The following is an 18,863-nucleotide window of genomic DNA, read 5'->3' as shown; positions in this document are numbered from 1 at the left end:
GGGTTGAAGTCGGTGGTCCGCTGAGGCGGACGAAGGGAAGGCCCGGTAGCGGACGCCGAATGCGCTGGTTATCCGCGCCGCTGGCGCTGGTCCTGGCGATGACGATGGCTGACCAGCCGTCGGCTGCCGAGGCAGCACCGAAGTGGAATCCACCGAAGCCGAAGGATGTTGCCGGGCTGCGAGTAACCGACGCAAAGCCGGAGGCCGCACGTGCGGCGGTCTTCCCCGAGTCGCGTGCGGTTCGCGGTTCGCGGCCCGTGACCTGGCCGCAGGCGCGAACGGCCCCCATCCGGCCGACCGCGGCGGATGCGGATCGGGCTGGTGACTTGCCGGTGACGGTGTCTGCGGTGGAGCCGGAGGGCATCGGCGCGCGGCGTGATGCCGGGCCGGAGGTCGTGTCGGTGCGGGTCTTCGACCGGGCGGCGACGGCGCGTGCCGGTGTGCAGGGTGTGCTGTTTAGCCTGGGCCGCGCGGACGGCAAGCCGGGCACCGGCCGGGTGTCGGTCGGGGTCGACTATTCGGGGTTCGCGCACGCGTTCGGCGGCGACTGGGCGTCGCGACTGCGGCTGGTACAGCGGCCCGCCTGCGCGGCAACCACCCCACAACTGCCGCAATGTCAGACGTCCACACCCGTGCCGACGGTGAACGACCCGCAGGCGTCTACGTTGTCGGCTGAGGTGAACCTGGTCGGCAGCGCAACGGTCCTGCTGGCCGCGCAGGCGGACTCTGGCGGCGACAACGGTGACTACAAGGCCACTGACCTGTCGGCGGCTGGCACCTGGGACGTGTCGGCACAGACCGGTGATTTCTCCTGGTCGTACGAGATGCGGATGCCACCGGCGTTGGGTGGCCCCGAGCCGACCATCAGTCTGGACTACTCGTCAGGAAGTGTGGACGGGTTGACCGCCATGTCGAACAATCAGGGTGGCTGGGTTGGCGACGGCTGGGCGTCGTGGCCGGGCTTTATCGAACGGCGTTACGCGTCCTGCGCGGACGACAATCCGAGCCACAAGACCGGCGATCTGTGCTGGTTCAGCGACAACGCCACCCTGTCGATGAACGGCCGGGCGGGTGAGTTGATCCGAGACGGTTCGGTGTGGCGGTTGAAGGACGACGACGGCACGAAGGTCGAGCGGCTCAAAGACTCGGCTCGAAACAATGGTGACGAGGACAATGAATACTGGAAGGTGACCACCACTGACGGGGTGGAGTACTACTTCGGCTACCACCGGCTGCCCGGCTGGTCTTCGGATAAGCCGGTGACCAACTCGACGTGGACGGCACCGGTGTACGGCAACAACTCCGGCGAGCCGTGCTACGACTCGACGTTCGCTAACGCCCGCTGCGATCGGGCATGGCGGTGGAACCTCGACTACGTCGTCGACCCGAACGACAACTCGATGGCGTACTTCTACCAAAAGGAGACCGGAGCCTACGGGCGGAACATGACGCCGACCCAGCGGACCACCTACGACCGCGGCGGCTACCTCGACCGCATCGAGTACGGCATGCGCAAGGGCTCCGAGTACAGTGCCGCTGCGCCGCTACGGGTGGTCTTCGACGCCGCGGAACGTTGCCTGTCGAACTGCTGGACCGGTGCCGCGTGGACGTCGGACCCCAGGCCAAGCGCATGGCCGGACACCCCCTGGGACCAGTACTGCAAAGCGTCCCCGTGTAATGAGCTGAACGCGCCGACGTTCTGGTCGGCGCGGCGGCTAACGAAGATCACTGCACAGGTGCGCAACGGCCCCTCGTCATATCGGGATGTGGAATCCTGGGCACTGCGGCAGGAGTTCATCAACGCCGGAACCGGTGAAGGCACCCCGATGTGGCTGCGCGGCATCACCCGCACCGGGCACGTCACCACCGCCGGCGGAGCCGCCGTCTCCGACCCGGAAATCACCTTCAACCCCGGCGCCGAACCCCTGGCGAACCGCGTCGACGGACCCAGGGACCAGCGCACCGAGCTGAACCGGTGGCGGATCAAGCAGATCCGCACCGAAACCGGCGGCGACATCCTCATCACCTACTCAGGCCACGACTGCACCCACAACAACCTGCCGACACCGCACACGAACACCAAACGCTGCATGCCCGCGTACTTCTCCTGGCCCGGCAGCGGCGACCCCACCTTGGACTGGTTCCACAAGTACGTCGTCGAGCGCGTCGACCAGGACGACCTTGTCACCGACCAACCGACCCAGACCACGTTCTACGACTACCTCGATAACCCCGCGTGGGCGTACAACACGGACGAGTTGACCAAGGACAAGCACCGCACCTGGGGCGACTGGCGTGGCTACGGCCGAGTGCGGATCCGCCAGGGCGACCCGACCAACGGGGTGCAAACCGCCGTCGAGTACCGGTACATGCGCGGCATGCACGGCGACAAGCAACCTACCGGCACCCGCAACGTGCAGGTGTCCGGCACCTGGGGCGGGTCCATCACCGACCACGAGGGACTACGCGGCTTTGTGCGGCAAGAAACTATCTACAACGGGGTCAACAGCAACGGAGTCAACGGTCCTGAGGTTTCCTCCACGGTGAACGAGCCGCTGCGGGTGGGGCCCACCGCCACCCGGGAACGTGACGGCGTGATCACCAGTGCGTGGAAGGTCAATACGGCCTCGACCCGTACCCGCACCGCGCTGGCCACCGGCGGATTCCGCACCACGAAGATCGCGACCGCTTACAACCCCGATGGCCTACCCGAGAAGGTGGACGACTTCGGCGACGAAAACGCCACCGGAGACGAAACCTGCACCCGGATCAGCTACGCCCGTAACGCGGCCATGTGGATGCTCGACCGGGTCAGCCAGACCGAGGTGCTCTCCGGCACCTGCGCCGCCGCGACGACGCCGGCGAACCCGACCACGGTCCTGAAGCGGAGCCGGGCGTTCTACGACAGCTACAGCAACGACTCGTCGTTCGGCGCGGCACCCACACGGGGCAACGTGGTTCGCACCGAGGAACTGGACCGGTTCAACGGCTCCACCCCGGTGTACGTCCGTGCCGCAACGAACGCCGTCGACGCCAACGGTCGAGTCACCTCAACCACCGATGCCCGGGGTTACACCACTACCACCAGCTACACCACGAGCAACGGCGGACTAGTCACAGCGACAGTGGTCACCAACCCGCTTCAGCATGCGACGACCACCTTGTGGGAACCGGCTTGGGAACTACCCACCAGAGTCATCGACCCGAATGGAACCGTGACGGAGCAGACGTACGACGGGCTGGGCAGGCTCACTAACGTGTGGCTTCCTGGCCGGAACAAAGCAAACCAAACTCCGAGCATGAAGATCAGCTACCTGCTGCGCAACAGCGGGGCGCCGACCGCAGTCACCACCGAAACACTCCTGGTCACCGGCGGCGCCTATCGCAAGTCCGTTGAACACTTCGACGGCTTTCTCCGAGCCCGGCAGACTCAAACCCAGGCCACCGGCGGCGGAAGATTGCTGACCGAGACGTTCCACAACAGCCGAGGCGAGGTGGAGTGGACATCTGCCCCATACTACGACACCACCAATGCTGCGCCATCGACGACACTCGGCGTGCCGCAGGGACAGATCCCGTCGGTCAGTCAGAAGCTCTACGACGGGGCGGGCCGGCAGACCGCAGAGATTCTCAAGGCGCTCGGATCGGAGAAGTGGCGCACCACGACCAGCTACGGCGGGGATCGGACGCACACCACCCCACCCCTGGGCGGCATTGCTACTACTACGATTTTCGACGCCAAGGGCCAGGTCACGAGATTGCGACAGTACAAGGACCGCGCCGAGGTTGGGGCGACCGAGCCAGTCAAATACGACGAGACGAAGTACACCTACACCCTGCTCGGGCAGCAGAAGACCGTGCAGGACCCAGCCGGCAACACCTGGTCGTACGGCTACGATCTGCGCGGTAGGGAGGTCCAGGCGGCCGACCCGGACAAGGGGACGACGACCTCCACGTATGACGCGGGAGGCAATGTACTAACCACCACGGCGCCGTCAGGCATCGGTACCGGGACCATGACTCTCGCTTATACCTATGACGAGCTGGGTCGTAAGACCACCTTGCGTGATGGCAGCGCAGCCGGTGCGAAGCGAGCCGAGTGGGTCTACGACAGCTTGCCGAATGGCAAGGGCAAGCTCACCTCCGCGACCCGCTACGTTGACGGGCAGGCTTGGATCAACCGGACGGACGCCTTCGACGCGTTCGGCCGCCCGACGTCCGTGTCGGTGGTGGTGCCTTCGTCGGAGTCGCAGCTGTGTGCGGCGGCAGCGCCGAATTCCTGCACCTACACCACCACCACCAGCTACCGGGTCAATGGCAAAGTCCACCAGATCAACCTCCCGTCTGCGGCAGACCTGCCCTCGGAGCGGGTGATCGTCGGCTACAACGACGTTGATGACGCTGGCAGTCTTCTCTCTGCGGGGCAGATCTACGTCGGAGCGGTCACCTACAACAAGCTGGGTCAGCTGACCGGACGGGAGTTCGGTGCCTACGGCTACCGGGTCGCGGTGACCTCGGACTTCGACGAGCCAACCCGCCGACTCAAAGCCACCAACGTGGTGCCAGAGCTGAAACCGGAAGCGGCAAACTGGACCTACGATCACGACCATGCCGGCAACGTGACCGAGATCAAGGAAACGCCGCAGGGGCAGACTGCAGACACGCAATGCTACAGCTATGACTATCTACGTCGGCTGAACCGGGCATGGACGCCCAATTCGGGCGACTGCGAGGCGAGTCCGACGGTGGCCGGACTCGGTGGAGCAGCGCCTTACTGGCACTCCTGGACCTTCGATGTCACCGGCAACCGGCTAACCGAAACCCGGCACGCGACGACCAACACCACTTATATCTACACCCACCCGCCAGCAGGCTCGGCCAGGCCGCACGCCGTCACCAACATCACTGCCACAGGCGGCGCTAACTGGAGCCGAAACTACAGTTACGACAACGCCGGTAACACCATCACCCGGCCCACACCCAGCGGTGCTACCCAGACCCTGACGTGGAACCCGGAGGGACGGGTCGACAGCATCACGGAGGGCGGCAGCACCACCAGCTCCCGCTACGACGCAGACGGCAACCGTCTCACCCGAACCGATACCACCGGCGAAACCCTGTACTTGCCCGGCGGCCTGGAGGTCCGCTACACGAACTCCACCGCAGCTAAAACCGCCACCCGCTACTACAGCCACTCCGGCATCACAGTTGCTGTACGCACCAGCAGCGCCCTGCACTGGATCATTGCAGACCACCACGGCACCGCCGAGGTGGCCATCAACGCCACCACACTGGCGGTGGCGAAGCGGCGGACCCTGCCCTACGGCGACACTCGCGGAAATGGAACCGGCACGTGGCCAACTGCCATGGACAAAGGCTTCGTCGGCGGCACCAAAGACCCCACTGGCCTCACTCATATCGGTGCCCGAGAATACGACCCATTTATCGGCCGGTTCATCTCGGTTGACCCCGTCATGGACCTCGCTGACCCTCAGCAGATGCACGGGTATGCCTATGCCAACAATTCCCCGGCAACCTACAGCGACCCCAGTGGCCTCTACTTCGAAGAGGGCATCAACGGCAACGGGCAGCGTGGGTATGTCACCAAGACTTCCACAGGAAAAAACAAGATCACGGTTACCGGTAAGCCGGCAAAGATGACTAGCCGGCCGCCTCAGCCGCCGAGGGGCAACGGTCTGGTTCCCAATCCTGTACCGCCCATGCTGCGCCCGCAAGGCGCACCGGATCTTGTTCCGCCTTCAAAGTCGGTCCCCCAGCCGTCGGTTCAGCCTGCCCAGCCATCCGCGCCGCATGTGCAAGAGCCGCCAAAGAAGGGGTGTAAGGCGTGGGCATGGGTGTGCAGCACGGGAAGCTTCCTTCTCGATAATCGTGGCGCGATTCTAAACGGTGCAGCTATCGCAGCGATGGGTGCATGCATTGCCTTCACTGCCGGCCTTTGTACGCCTGTTGCGATCGGTGCGGCAACCGTTAGTGCCGGATATCGGGTGTACGATTTCACCCAGAGTGACATGAATGCATCCGACGCAGGTAAGCTGGCGGTGGGAGTAACCGCCGATTTAGCACTGACGAGGATTCCAACTGCGAAGGTCCGTGTGCCAGGGCGAAAACCGCCTCGAGAAGTGGCTTCCGTCCCTCTCGGTAGAAGGTTGGAGGATTTTACGGGCGCTAAGACGCTACACTTGTGGGGTGGGGCTTACAATGCGAGATATGCGATTGATCCCACAAAGGCGACGATGGTGGTCGGTGGATGGTCGATAGGAACGAATCACGATGTGTTTAGCAGCGTCTACGATACCTACGTGGGTCCTTAATGGAGCTTACTAAGATTCTCCAGGTGTCCTTCGGGGTCATCTCTATAGTCTTGGGTCTCGCTTTTGTGCTATGGATGGCCTATTGGCCGCGTTTCGGGCCAGGTGGAGGCCATCTCGGTAGCGCTCGGCGTGAGATGATGATCGATCAAAACCGTCGACATCATCGTCGAGTCGATCGAGGGATGTCTCTAAGTATATCGATCATCACTGGTGTGGCTGCCGTGTTTGTTTTTGTTGGCACAGAGAAGTGGTCGGGAGGATTCTTTTTGGCGGCGGTGTCGGTGACGAGTGCGACGGTTTTTGTGCTACTTCTCCGCCGAGACCGAATGCTTCGGAGGAAACGCGAAAGCCGGCCACCTCGCCGACTTAAGTAAGCCACGGCTAAGTATTAGGCGAGGGGTGAAGCGGGAGGATGCTAGCTTGCGTCCTCCCGTCTACCCCTTCTCGCTCAGATGTCGGGCAGGTGGCGCCTACACCTCGGATAGCCTGGTGGTCAGGTCAATCTGCCGAGGCCCGGCCGCACCTGTGTTCATGCGCACTTCGAAGTGGTTGGCACGGAACAGGTGTGTTACGAGGTTCTCGAACAGCCAGCTTCGCTTGGCTCTGTCGGTTGCACCCTCCAGCACGCGAAGGGCTGTCTGCAGGTCTGAATCGATATTGAGCCGCACCGCTCACCCCCGTCGTGCGGATTCTCGACATGTTGGTCGGCGCGCAGGAGCGCGAGGTGGTGCCGAGTGGTGAGGGCGTCGGGGTGGTTGAGGGCCAAGCACCCCGACGCCGGTCGCCCAGCAATTGCTCATACGAGTAGGCGCGCCGCATCGCGAGGTCTTCGAGTAGATGTTCTCGACACCGATTGGAGGGCAGCTTTGTGGAAGTTCTACGGTCAGACTCAGCCTCGATCCACCGACGCGGTTCAGTCTGAGTTCGGTTGAATGGTTCGGTATTGGGTGGTTTCGGAGCACGGCGAAATCGCCGATCACGTGATCGCCTTGCTCCGCGTCCGGCTACGCCAACATGGCGTCCACGTCCGCCACCGGCGGATATGGGAAACTGGTTCGTGTTGGGCTGGACACTTGTACTCCTCCGCCCCCGGCGAGGGTCCGAACCTGTGCTTTCTGGCCGAGGGCGTGTGGGCGGTCTATCTTGGCACGTCGCGTGGAGAGGTTCGTGGCGGTGTTCTATGGTCTGCTGGCGGCTCGGTCGGGCCGTCGCGGCAGCGTGTAGCTCAGTTCGTTGAGCACATTGCTCTTGTCCGGAGGGCGCGGGGACGAGGCCCGCTACGCTGGCAATGAGGAGCAGTCAGAAGGTTCGCAGGTGGGATCTGTGTACCCGGTGGGGACAGCTGGCGTCGGTGTTCGTGACGCGGTGACGCACGAGTATGCCGCTACCCCTCGGAGTTCTGACAGGTTCGATCGATATAGACACTGCTCTATCACTATGCCCTGCCAGCGAGCCGACACGGCTGCCAACTGCCCGCACACACGAATCCACCCGATCGAGGCCAGACGCCCTGTCGACGGTAGTCACCGCACCTGATTGGCCGTGGTCACACGACTGGTTACAGCGATGGTCGACTTCTCGAGGATTCGGCGATATCGCCTCATCAAGGGAGAAGCACGTCGCGCTCCTCCCTGCGCGGACGACCGGTGTGCACGGTCAGGTCCGAGCCCAGACGTGCTTCGACGGATGCGCTGATCGAGGGGAAGGGGCCGTCATGGTCGTAGTCGTCTTTGAGTTCCATGCGTTCAAAGGCGTGTAGCACGATGAGTGCGAGATCGCGTTCGGCGAGGACCTCGCGCAGGTAAGAGGCCCGGACCAACAGGGCTCGGTTGCTGCTTCCGGGTTCCTGGTAGAACGTGAATACCGGTGACTCCTGAATGTCGAGCCAGCTTGGCCCGCGCATGTCGAAGGTCAACCCGGCCGTCTGCTGTAGCAGTGCGGACGGCAGCAGCGTACTCGCGGTCTCACCGATCGAGCAGTCGTAGATGCTGCCCTCCCACGCGTACGGCTCGACGGTACGGCCGATGGCGAACTGTTTGCCGGCCACGGTTACCGTCTCGAAGCCGGCGTGGCGGTGGTAGCAGGGTGGGCCCGTGCGGCCGATTTCGCCGACGTAGCAGCAGTCGACATGGCCATGGCTGTCGACCAGGTCGAGGGTGGCGTGCCGGGTTTGCTCGGCGAGGGCGGTCAGGAACGGGTTCGCGTCCGTGCTGGCGATGAGCAGGGTGTCGACGGAACAGGATTGCTGCAGGCCACGCCAGCTCTTGTGGGCGGCCGGGTCGGTCGTTTTGGTGAAGCTCTCCAGCACGATCCAGTCGGTGCCGTTGGTGTCGTGCAGGAACGCGGAGTTGTCGATGGTGGGTTCAGTGTCGGTGTCAGCCAACAATTTCTGGATGTTCCCGTGGTAACGGCGGAAGTCGAGGTCGGCTGGTGGCCAGCCGGCCAGGCTGATCATGGGTGGCTGCCACGCGGTCGCGCCTTGGCCGTCGTGTTCGCTGAAGGCGCGGAAGTCGATCGGAGGCAGGCTGGGATCGATCTCGCGGTCGCCGATGAGGCGGTGCAGGCCGTCGTAGCTGGGGGAGTCGTCGTAACGGTGGGCGCTCTGGTAGTTGTCGGCTACGCGGGCGAGGAGCTCGTGATAGGCCATCCACTGGTACTTCTTGCCCCATCGTTCGCTTTTGTGGCCTTCCCGACCTCGGCCGTGCCCAATCCTGCGGTCCTCGGCGCGGAAGCGTGCCGGGGTCCAGCCGAGGCTCAGGGTTCGGTGGAAGACCCACCGGCGGGCCTGGTCGGCTGGGTAGTCGTGGTTGACGACTTTCGGATATTTCCAGACGGCGTCGAGAAGCTCCTGCTGCTCGACCGTGAATGGGTCTTGCCCTGTCCTGAGTTTGTAGCGTCGTAGGGCGATGGCGTGAGGTTGGGGGTTGGCCAGCAAGGCGGCGTGCTCGGCTTTCTGCTCCGAGCTGAGGGAGGCGAGGAACGCGGCCCAGCGGGACTTGATTAGCCGCGGTCGGGCGTAGCCGGTCCGGCGGTCGGGGCGAGGCTGTCCGACGCGGTAGCGCGAGAAGTGGTGCATGCCGGACTCGACGACGTAGCGGCCGAAGTCGCCCATGCCGAGCACCGAGATGAAGACCGACAGGTAGTCATCCTCGGGCGGCATGTCGTCGTACCGGCCGTATTTGGCGTCGAGGGTCGCCTGTGTCGGCGCCGGTCCTGGGATCGGGAGGCCGTAGGGGCGCTCGGCTGCGCGCGCGGCGGTGTCGGGAAGGAACTGGTGGGCGATGGCCCAGCGGGTGATGCCGCGGGCTGCGTCCAGCAGCAGTTCATCGGCGCGGACTGGCCGGGTGAAAACGCGGGTGTGCACGGTGGTGGTCAGGGCCGCCGCGTCGGTGGCGTGCGCGGCGGTGCTGCGCAGCAGGGCGCCGTAGGCGATGACGATCACGCGTTGCAGCACGTACGGGTCGTCGATGCTCCAGAACCGCTCGACGAGGGCGCGCATCACGTTGAGGTGCCCGCGCAGCAGCTGGACGAGGGCTTTGGTGATCCAGTCGCGCATGTACCTGTTCGGCGAGGACAGCAGCCAGCACAGCGGGATGCAGGCGAGTTCGATCACCTTGGGGTCGTAATGGGGGTAGGGGCCGGCGGCGGCCCATCGGGCGAGGCGGGGCACCGGGCTGGTGTCGTCGAGCAGCTCGTGATAGGTGGCGAACCCGAAGACGGTGTCGCGTTCGGGCATGCGCATGCGGGTGAGGTGGGTGTGCAGGCGTTCGGCGTTGAGCAGGTTGCCCGGCTGCGGGGCTATGGCGAACAGCACCCGGTAGACGTCGGTGGGCGAGAGCCCAGGGGTAACGTTGAGCAGCTCGATGGTTCGTTCGGTGACCGCGGTGGTGGCCCTGTAAGGCAGCATGGCCGTCAGGCTGCGGTAGAGGCGCCGGACGCGGATCCGCTGCCGAGAATCCGCGTCATGGCTGGCGTGCCGGAGGTCCAGGTTGAGCAGGTCAGGTAGCTCGGTGTTGTAGACCTCGGGAAACACGATGGTGGCGGCTTCCACGATGCCCCCGCTGGCGTCCTGGGCCAGCCATCGGTGCAGGTCGGTGTCGGTGAGCGGGTTCGGCGAGGCGGTCAGGCGGCGCGTGAGCAGCAGGAAATCGGAGAACGCCTGAAAGGCGATCCGTATGCCGTCGCCGAACGTGTCGGAGCCAAGGTACAGATGCTCTCGGGTGAGGACACCCTCGTCCTGCAGCAGGCCGAGGAGCTTGGCCGGAGACACCGCAGTGCCGTCTAACACGGACCGGACGACCGTGTCGGCCTCGGTGATGGTCAGTCCTTCTCGCCCGAGTAGTGCCATCTCGTCGAGCAGGGCGTCCAAGGCTGAGCGGACCTGGGCGCGGGCGGCGTCACGTTCGTAGTTGGAGACCGCGTCTCGGGTGAGTCGGCGTGCGACGATGGCGAGTTTCGCGGCGAGGTACTGCTCGAAGATTGCCACCCGGCCCTGGTGGCCTTCGTGGCCGGCGGCCCGGCCGGCGTGCGTGACGCTCTCGCAGTACATGCGCAGGAACAGCGGCAGGGTGAACTCCGGCGTCAACAGCGGGATCTTTGGCGCTTCGAGCTTGAAGTGTGCGAAGTACTTGAGAGTGACCTCGACCTCGTGGCCGGCGAAGCCGGGGTGCGTGCGCTGGTGAAATCGTGCCCGCTCGGCGTAGTCCGAGACGATGTCTTGGTAGGTGTCGCGGCACGACACCACCAGGGCGACATGTGGATACTGGGCGACCTTGGCGCGCATCGCCGGCAGGCGGGAGGCCCAGAAGTCCGCCGGGGCGGTTTCGTTGACCGCGTCGATGATGAGGAGAAAGCGGCTGCCGTGCTTGGCGGCGGCTTCCCCGGCGGTGTCCATGGCCTTGAGCAGGCCGTCGGCGCCGAGGTTCTCCAGGCCCAGCTGGTCGCAGATGCTCGCCCACAACTCGCCCCGGCCGAGCTGCGCACCGGCCAGGAACACGGCGGGCCGGCCCTGCTCGAGGGCGCGGCGGGTCGCGTCGAGGAGCAGGTGCGTCTTGCCGGACCCGGCCACGCCGGAGAGGAAGTAGGCCCGGCGGCGCAGGGTTTGCCCGGGGGAGGAGTCGAGCCACCACGACAGCTCGCGGACGGCTTTGAGGAGGTCACGGAAATCGGTGCTGTGCCGAACCTGATGCCCGTCCCCGACGGTGGCCCGGTCCCGCTCGATGAGTGGCTCGGCCGCCCGCTGCACCTCCTCCAGCAGGGTGTCGAGCCGCTCGAGAACGGTTGCGGGATCACCGGCCTGCAGATCGAACGCGGTGGCCGCGTTGGCGAGTCGGTCCGCGGCCTGCACCACCGCCACATACAACGGGCTGGGCTTAGCCGACGGGTAGCGCCGCGACTCGGCGACACCCGCGCCTACCTCGTGAACCAGCCGCTGCAGCCGCTCGCGCACGCTCGCGTCGAAACCGAGCGCCAGCAGATCCTCCTGGATGGGCAGGTCGACCTGCAAATCCGGTCGGTACTTCTCGCCGGCCGCCTCCGCCTGCACGGTGTGGTGATCACGCAGCCAGTCGAGGCCGAGGACAGTTTCGCCCCACCAGAACCAACAGCGGCCCTCGTGCTCCGGCTTGGCCAGCTCGTCAAGCAGATCGCTGCCCTGGACCAGCTCGAAGGTGATCCTGTCTGCGCCCGGGATCGTTTGCTTCCAGACGTCGACCTTGTCGTTGAACTTGTCACGCTGCGACTTGAGCTGCGTTCCCTTGCGGATCTGCCGGCTGGTCCCCAGGTTCCACGAGATGGCGAACGTCAACGTGCGCAGCGCAGGGCGCTCCTTCGCGACTCGCTTGACCGAATCGGTCATCGCCGTCAACAGCGCCTCGATACCGCGCACGTGCTTGGCCTGCCAGCCGTGCTCTGTGCCGTCCGGCTCGACCGCGTACCACTCGACCCCGCCGTCCGGGTTGCCCGTGCGGATCGCCACCGTCCCGGCCGGCACCCGCCTCTTGAGCAACTGGTACGACAGCTCCTCGAAAGCCCGGCTCTGCTCACCTTCCCACGGGCGAAGTGTGTCGAACGTCGTCACCGGAAACCGAGACATACTCTTTCTGACCTTCCCGCTGCTCTGCTGCCGCTACGCCGGGCCAGGGCAGTCGGTTCATGCTAGTGACTTGGCGCGGCGCACCACACTGGACGCACCGGCACCCGCCAGGCTCTCGCCGCGGCAATGGAGAAGGCCCGTCTGCGCTCCCAGACGGCAGACGACACCCACCGCTTGGGTCGCCTGTCGTTTGTGGGCGACGGCGAATCCTCGATGAGGTCGAAGTTGAGTAGGCTGGTGAAGGCGATGCGCATGTTGGTCTACGTCAGTGAGGTAGACCCGACAGCTGCGGCGGGGCGACGCCAATAGGACGCCCATGTCCACAAGCGGCAGGTGTGGGGTAATGGTTCTTGTCGGCAGGGGAGTCGATGGTAGCGGGGGAGTGGTGCGACGACTCCTTTACTCGGCCGGTTTATGCTTTAGGCGACCTGGGCAAACGTGCGTGAGCATGCCGCTGGGCCACTGGACTACTGGGGGTCAAGGGGTCGTCGGTTCGAATCCGGCCGTCCCGACAGCACGAAAAGAGGCCGTCGACCGGGATATTCTCCCTGGTCAACGGCCTCTAATTCGTACTGGGATAGTAGGGGTTTCCTGATCTAGACGGCGCGTAGCTGGGGACCACTTGGGGACCGGCGGGCCTTCAGGTGGGCGCTGAGCGCCGTTCCCGCGTCAACGAATGACTGCCGGTCGGGGTGTAGGTAGCGCTGCGTCGTGGTCAGCGATCCGTGTCCAGCGATCTTCCGTAGGACGTGCACCGGTACGCCTGCGTCGGCCATCCAGGTGAGGCCGGTGTGCCGCAGGTCGTGGCGGCGTAGGTGCTCGAATCCGAGTTTGGTCACCACCTCGTCCCAATGCGTCGCGTCACGGAGTACGGCGGTACTGATCCGGCCCCCGCGTGGACCGGTGAACAGCCGGGATTCTGGCTTGGATGCGGAGTCCAGGCGGTGAGCGACGATCGGCCGTACCTCTTCGATCAGCGGCACGGTCCGTGCGCGCTTTCCCTTGGTGCCCTTGTCGATGAGCCCACCGGGGCCGGGCGTGGTCTGGCGGCGCACCGTCCACATCCACGCTTCCCGGTCGATGTCCTCGGCGCGGACGCCGGACACCTCGCCGATCCGTGCGGCGGTACAGGCGGCGAATATCACCACGTCGGCCCATCCGGTGAAGTGGTTGGCGGACCGGTTGACCACTGCATCGGCAAGCTTGGTCAGCGTTCCCCAATCGGGTAGCGCCAGCGAGCGAGGATCGTCCAACTCGTCTTCGGCCCGCTGGTATTCGCGCTGCCACCCGGTCACTTGTGCGGGATTGCGTTGAGTGATTCCGTCGCGTACGGCCTGTTCCATCACGCGGACCAGTACGGCGAGGCTGTTCTTCACCGTGGATCGGCTGTATTCGTCAGCGATCCAGGAATGCACCGCGCGATCCACGGCACCGTTGGTGATCATCCGGACGGGAATGTGACCGAGCGTCGGCACCACCCGCTTGCGCCACCCTGCCAGGTACGGATCAAGCGTTTTGCGTTCCAAGCCGCGTAGAGCCAGCGTCAACGCCCAACGCCGCCGGACGCTTCCATTCCGCGAAGAGCGAGGCCCGGGCCGAGCAGTGGCCGGCGTGATCAGCGGTATCTGATGCCGAACAGGCGCGACCAGATGGAGACGCCGCCCCAGTGCCTGACCTGTTCGTGGATCTGTCGGGGAATGAGCACCATCCGGCCAAAGTCCGGATGGTGATGCCACACCCAGCTCGGTGGGAGGCGGGAGATACCGGCGAGCTTGTTGGCGAGTTCGACGTCCCGGGCCCGGTAGCCGGTGAGCCAGCCGATGTGCACGTCCCCACCGGGGAAGATGTGATCCTCGAAGCCTTCGAAGGGGGCCCCGTCGATCGCCATGAAATGGCGCTCCCGCTCGTATGCCCGCTTGTATCTCACGTACAGGCTGATTGCCTCATCGGTGACCTCCGCACCGCGTAGCATCAGGGCCGCTCTGGCCTCCCGCAACTCGTTGAGCGTCCCGCCGATTACCAGGCTGCCGGTCTCGTCGGCGATGAACACCTTGAGCCATTGCAGCAGCCGGGAGCTGATACCCGAGGTGATCGCCGACTCGACGATTATCGGTGTCACCAGGCCCATCGCAAACGAGGCGACATTGAGGAAGTTCTGCATGGTGTCGTACGCGCGCCGCAGCTCGTAGGCACGTCCGATCTCCGACTCGGGTGGCTCCGGATAGCGCCAGTCTGCAGCTACGAATCCGACCACCGGGGAGATCCCGGCCGCCTGGTCGAACAGCCAGTTCCAGGCGGACTGTTTTGCTACTTCCCACTCCTCCTCAGCGGTCGCGTACTCACGTTCGGCCGGTCGTGTCGGGTCGTGAGCAGGCACGAGCGGTCGTGGCGGGACGACGATGGTATCGGGAGGAAACACCAGCGGATCCCCGGTGGTTCCGCTGCCGCTGGCCAGCAGCAACGACTCCGAACCCCAGCACAACCGCCACCAATCCTCCTTGGTCAGATCGGGCGGCGGCCAGGTGGTTACGCCGGCATCGTCGGTGTTCCCAGGTCCGGTCGTGCCGGTGCTGCCGTGGGTGGTCGCATCCGGGCTGGTGGCGCCCGGCTCGGTGGTGTCGGTTTCGCTCGGGTCGCCGGAAACCGGGTCCGTGCGGCCCGGCCCGGTTCCGCCTGAGTCGGCGGCACCCGAGCCGTGCGTATCGGGTGCAGACGCACCCGGATGGGTCGTAACGCCACCGGAACTGCGGGAGTTCGTCGGCCCTCTGTCGGAGTGCCCACCGTGGAGGTCGCCGGGGCGGCGGTTGAGACGGGATCCGATCCAGACGGACGCGCCGTGGTGAGTTCCCCCGTTCACACCGATCCACGGATCGGTCGATCCGGCCAGGCCGGTCGAACCTCGGTCGACCGCGCCGGTGGCAGTGGTCGAGCTTCCGTGGCCGGAGTCGGCACCCGTCCCGACAGTGGGTGCGGCATCGGTGAAGTGCCACAGGTGGTTGCCCATATCGTAGGTTGGCGTTGAGTGCAGGCCGGGGAAGCCGTGGGTACGGAAGTAGTGCAGCGCCTCGCGGGCGGTGCCGCGGCCGTGACTCAGACGTGCGACGAGGGCCGCCTCGGCCGGGCTCGTCGCGGCATCCGTGTAGATGACGGTCCGGCCGCCATGCGCCGAGCCGCGACACCCCTGCGGAACGACACCGTATCGGTGTTCGTACCATCCGCAGTCGATCTCGCCGGCAGTGTTCTCGGCCTGCATTCGGTGCTCATCGCTCACAGCTCGGAACCGATCTCGTACGGGGCTTCGGGGTAAACAGCGTCACTACGCGCCCGGACGGTGCCGGTCTCCTCGTCGAAGAGGATCCCTACGGCGGCGGACGAGGTGTCGCCCATCGATACATAGACCGGTACCTCCGTCGTGCCGTCGACACCGATGATCCGGGACCCCGACTCCGTCCGGGCCAATGGTGGGAACTTGCCGAACCCGTCAAGATTGTTGCGATCTTCGGTAACGAACTCGACAGCCGCCCGGACCCGGACACCGGCCGGGCCGGTCACGGAGAAACGGATCTCCATCCATTCCGCAATACCGCCCTGGTAGCTGAGGCCAGCGGCGGTGATTGACCACGGTTGTGTCGCGTTGACGTTCACCCCGACCGTGACCGCAGCGTCGGGGGCGCCCACCGGTTCGAGCCGCAGCGTCCGGCGCACCGAGGGCGCATCCTCATCAGCCGACACGGTGACCACCAGCATGACGGAAGACCGACCCGCGACCGTAATCGATGAGGGTCGTACCGAGGCAACCACCATCTCGGAGCTGTCGAGGTCCGCCGTGAGAGTCAGCCGTGCGTCGCCCTCATCGACGTTCGTGACATCAGTGAGCAGTACGGAGGCGGCACCGGCGGAGAGCGTCAAATCGCTGAGGCGGGGGACGACGCGCCAGTTCGGCATAAACGATCCTCTCTCGACGTGCTGCTAGTCGAGCATCCCGAGGTGTCTAGCCGAGTGTCAACGTCCGTCTGGACCAACCCATGTTCGAGCAGAGCATTGGACCGAGACATGTTTGAAAGAGGAGCAGAGTACTAACCTCGATGATTCGCGCCTGACGCTGGCTCGTTCCGCCCGGTGGGTCTGATCGTTGGTGGGTCTGTCAAACGAACGGTGTGATCACGGCGCGAGATCGGCTTGACGGCATCGAGAATCGGATCACCGATCCGGTACGCCGCACCTCGAAGTGATGTCGTGCAACTGCCATGCTCCACTCAGATTCTGTCGGGTGCCGCGCCGCAGCCTTTCGGATGCAGGTGGGTGCGGTCGGTCAACGGCGGTCAGTTCGATGCGACAGCTACCGTGGCTGCGCAGGTCAAGGCAGGTCGTCGCCCAGGCGTGGCGGCACACATATGCCTGCCACTGGGTAGGTACGCCTTGATCGACGAGGGCGGCGTGGGCGAAGGTACGGGTACGGTAATCGATGGTCGTCACGGTTCGGGCGTCGGTCGGGTGCGCGCGGCGGGCCGGGGCGACGGATCGGGGAGGAGCGGGTGTGGTGCAGCGGAGAGCCCTCGTGGTCCGGGGCGGGTGGGAGGGGCACCGGCCGGTCGAGGCGACGGAGCTGTTCATCCCGTTCCTCGAACACAATGGATTCGCGGTGCGGGTGGAGGAGTCGACGGAGGTCTACGCCGACGCCGCCGAACTGGCCGCGACCGACCTCATCGTGCAGTGCGTGACGATGTCGCAGATCACCGGGGAGCAGGTGGCGGGTCTGGCTGCGGCGGTCGTCGCCGGTACGGGTTTCACCGGCTGGCACGGCGGGATCGTCGACTCGTTCCGGGCCTGCTCGGACTACCTGCACCTGGTGGGCGGCCAGTTCGCCGTGCACCCCGGCATCGAGCCGTGTGCCCGTAGCGGCGGGGAGAAGGACAGCTTCCTGCCGCACTCGGTCACGATCACCGACCTCGGCCGGGAGCATCCGATCACCGCCGGGATCGAGGACTTCGACCTGGTCACCGAGCAGTACTGGGTGTTGCACGACGACCTGATCGACGTGCTGGCCACCACCACCCACCCGACTCAGGGGTGGCACCCGTGGCACCGGCCGGTGACCTCACCGGCGATCTGGACCCGCAACTGGGGAGCGGGGCGGATCGTCGTGACGACTCCGGGACACAGCCTCGACGTGCTGGAGCAGGCGGGTGTCCGTACCGTGATCGAGAGGGGAATGCTGTGGGCGAGCCGCACGGCGTCGGCATCGTCGGACTCGGGGTCATCTCCCGCGCGTACCTGAACACGCTCGTCGGCCATCCCAGGGTGCGCGTCGTCGCGGTGGCCGACCTGGACGAGGCGCGGGCCGTCGCCGTCGCCGCGACGACTCCCGGCGTCGAGGCGACGAGTGTGGAGCGACTGCTCCACCACCCCGAGGTGGCGACGGTGCTCAACCTGACGATCCCGGCGGCGCACGCCGAGGTCTCGGGTGCGGCGGTCGACGCCGGGCGCAACGTCTACGTCGAGAAGCCGCTCACGGTCGCGCTTCCGGACGCCCGGTCGCTCATCGGTCGGGCGGCGTCGGCCGGTGTCCGGGTGGGTTGCGCGCCGGACACCGTTCTGGGCACCGGTACGCAGACCGCCCGGGCGGCGATCGACGGTGGACTGATCGGTCGGCCGCTCTCCGCATCGGCTGTCATGGTGACCGCGGGTCACGAGCGTTGGCACCCCAACCCTGACTTCTACTACGCCCCGGGCGGCGGTCCGTTGCTGGACATGGGGCCGTACTACGTCTCGGCGCTGGTCCATCTGCTCGGGCCGGTCCGAACGGTGATCGGGGCGGCGAGTCGGCTGCGTGACTCCCGGGTCATCGGTGCGGGGCCCCGCCTCGGGCAGCGGATCCCGGTCGAGGTGCCGACCCACGTGAGCGGGGTGCTGGAACACGCGGATGGTGTCCTGTCCACTCTGACCACCAGTTTCGACGGTGTCGCGACGACGGCTGCGCCGATCGAGGTGCACGGGGAGAGCGGCACGCTCGCCGTACCCGATCCGAACAACTTCGACGGCGAGGTCCGTCATCTCGCGCTCGGCGGCCCCGGGTGGGGTGTCCTCGAACCGGCGGCGGGCTACGTCGGCGCCGCGCGGGGGGTCGGCCTGATCGATCTCGTCGGGGCCGACGAGGCGCGTGGGCCACGGGCCAGCGGTGCGGTGGGGCTGCACGTCCTCGACGTGATGACCGCTCTGCTCCGGTCGGCGGCCGAGGGCCGACGGATCGAGTTGACGACGACGGTGGAACGTCCCGCACCTGTCCCGTTGACCCCGGTCGAGGACTGGTCTCGGTAGCCGGTAGGTCGGGTCAGCAGGTGCGTGGCGTCGGAGGGGGTCGGCCCCGCCGGGATCGCCGTGTCGCGCGGCCTGACCGGGGTCGGGTCGGCACGTCGTTTGCCGGTGACGTGCTCGGG

7 protein-coding genes and 1 pseudogene are annotated in these 18,863 nt (G+C 65.8%); 3 read left to right on the top strand and 5 right to left on the bottom strand.

Annotation, left to right across the window (positions count from 1 at the left end; all coding sequences use genetic code 11):
• The first annotated feature begins 59 nt into the window (after positions 1 to 59).
• A complete protein-coding gene (locus tag ACIBMZ_RS18750; protein ID WP_396695346.1) occupies positions 60 to 6,332 on the top strand; it encodes an RHS repeat-associated core domain-containing protein in 6,273 nt (2,090 codons plus the stop codon).
• 1,603 nt (positions 6,333 to 7,935) lie between these two features.
• Here ACIBMZ_RS18750 and ACIBMZ_RS18745 read toward each other — a convergent pair.
• From ACIBMZ_RS18745 to ACIBMZ_RS18725, 5 genes and pseudogenes are all read right to left on the bottom strand, one after another.
• On the bottom strand, positions 7,936 to 12,411 hold the full coding sequence (locus ACIBMZ_RS18745; protein ID WP_396695344.1) for a hypothetical protein: 4,476 nt from the start codon (positions 12,409 to 12,411) through the stop codon (positions 7,936 to 7,938).
• A 144-nt stretch (positions 12,412 to 12,555) separates the two neighbouring features.
• Positions 12,556 to 12,680, bottom strand: a pseudogene (locus ACIBMZ_RS18740) (VOC family protein); the annotation flags it as partial.
• A gap of 342 nt (positions 12,681 to 13,022) precedes the next feature.
• On the bottom strand, positions 13,023 to 13,973 hold the full coding sequence (locus ACIBMZ_RS18735; protein ID WP_396695343.1) for a tyrosine-type recombinase/integrase: 951 nt from the start codon (positions 13,971 to 13,973) through the stop codon (positions 13,023 to 13,025).
• A gap of 68 nt (positions 13,974 to 14,041) precedes the next feature.
• Positions 14,042 to 15,679 carry an HNH endonuclease gene (locus tag ACIBMZ_RS18730; protein WP_396695341.1) on the bottom strand — a complete coding sequence of 546 codons (1,638 nt, stop codon included), beginning with the start codon at positions 15,677 to 15,679 and terminating at the stop codon, positions 14,042 to 14,044.
• 14 nt (positions 15,680 to 15,693) lie between these two features.
• Entirely contained in the window at positions 15,694 to 16,371 is a 678-nt protein-coding gene (locus tag ACIBMZ_RS18725) for a hypothetical protein (protein ID WP_396695339.1), read from the bottom strand.
• A gap of 592 nt (positions 16,372 to 16,963) precedes the next feature.
• Here ACIBMZ_RS18725 and ACIBMZ_RS18720 point away from each other — a divergent pair.
• Both ACIBMZ_RS18720 and ACIBMZ_RS18715 read left to right on the top strand, forming a co-directional pair.
• Positions 16,964 to 17,704: a ThuA domain-containing protein gene (locus ACIBMZ_RS18720; protein WP_396695337.1), complete on the top strand. Its 741-nt coding sequence runs from the start codon at positions 16,964 to 16,966 to the stop codon at positions 17,702 to 17,704.
• Complete coding sequence (locus ACIBMZ_RS18715; protein ID WP_396695335.1) at positions 17,644 to 18,744, top strand: Gfo/Idh/MocA family protein; 1,101 nt, start codon at positions 17,644 to 17,646, stop codon at positions 18,742 to 18,744. Before ACIBMZ_RS18720 ends, ACIBMZ_RS18715 begins: the two co-directional genes overlap by 61 nt.
• Positions 18,745 to 18,863 lie beyond the last annotated feature (119 nt).

It is taken from the genome of Micromonospora sp. NPDC049900, from assembly GCF_044461025.1.
GTDB lineage: Bacteria > Actinomycetota > Actinomycetes > Mycobacteriales > Micromonosporaceae > Micromonospora.
The sequence above is the reverse complement of the archived record's forward strand: the minus strand, read 5'-3'. Positions and strand labels throughout refer to the sequence as shown.

Bases quoted from the DNA above. Each gene is read 5' to 3' on its own strand.
- ACIBMZ_RS18730 (WP_396695341.1), bottom strand. From the start codon at position 15,679: ATGCAGGCCGAGAACACTGCCGGCGAGATCGACTGCGGATGGTACGAA.
- ACIBMZ_RS18750 (WP_396695346.1), top strand. From the start codon at position 60: ATGCGCTGGTTATCCGCGCCGCTGGCGCTGGTCCTGGCGATGACGATG.
- ACIBMZ_RS18725 (WP_396695339.1), bottom strand. From the start codon at position 16,371: ATGCCGAACTGGCGCGTCGTCCCCCGCCTCAGCGATTTGACGCTCTCC.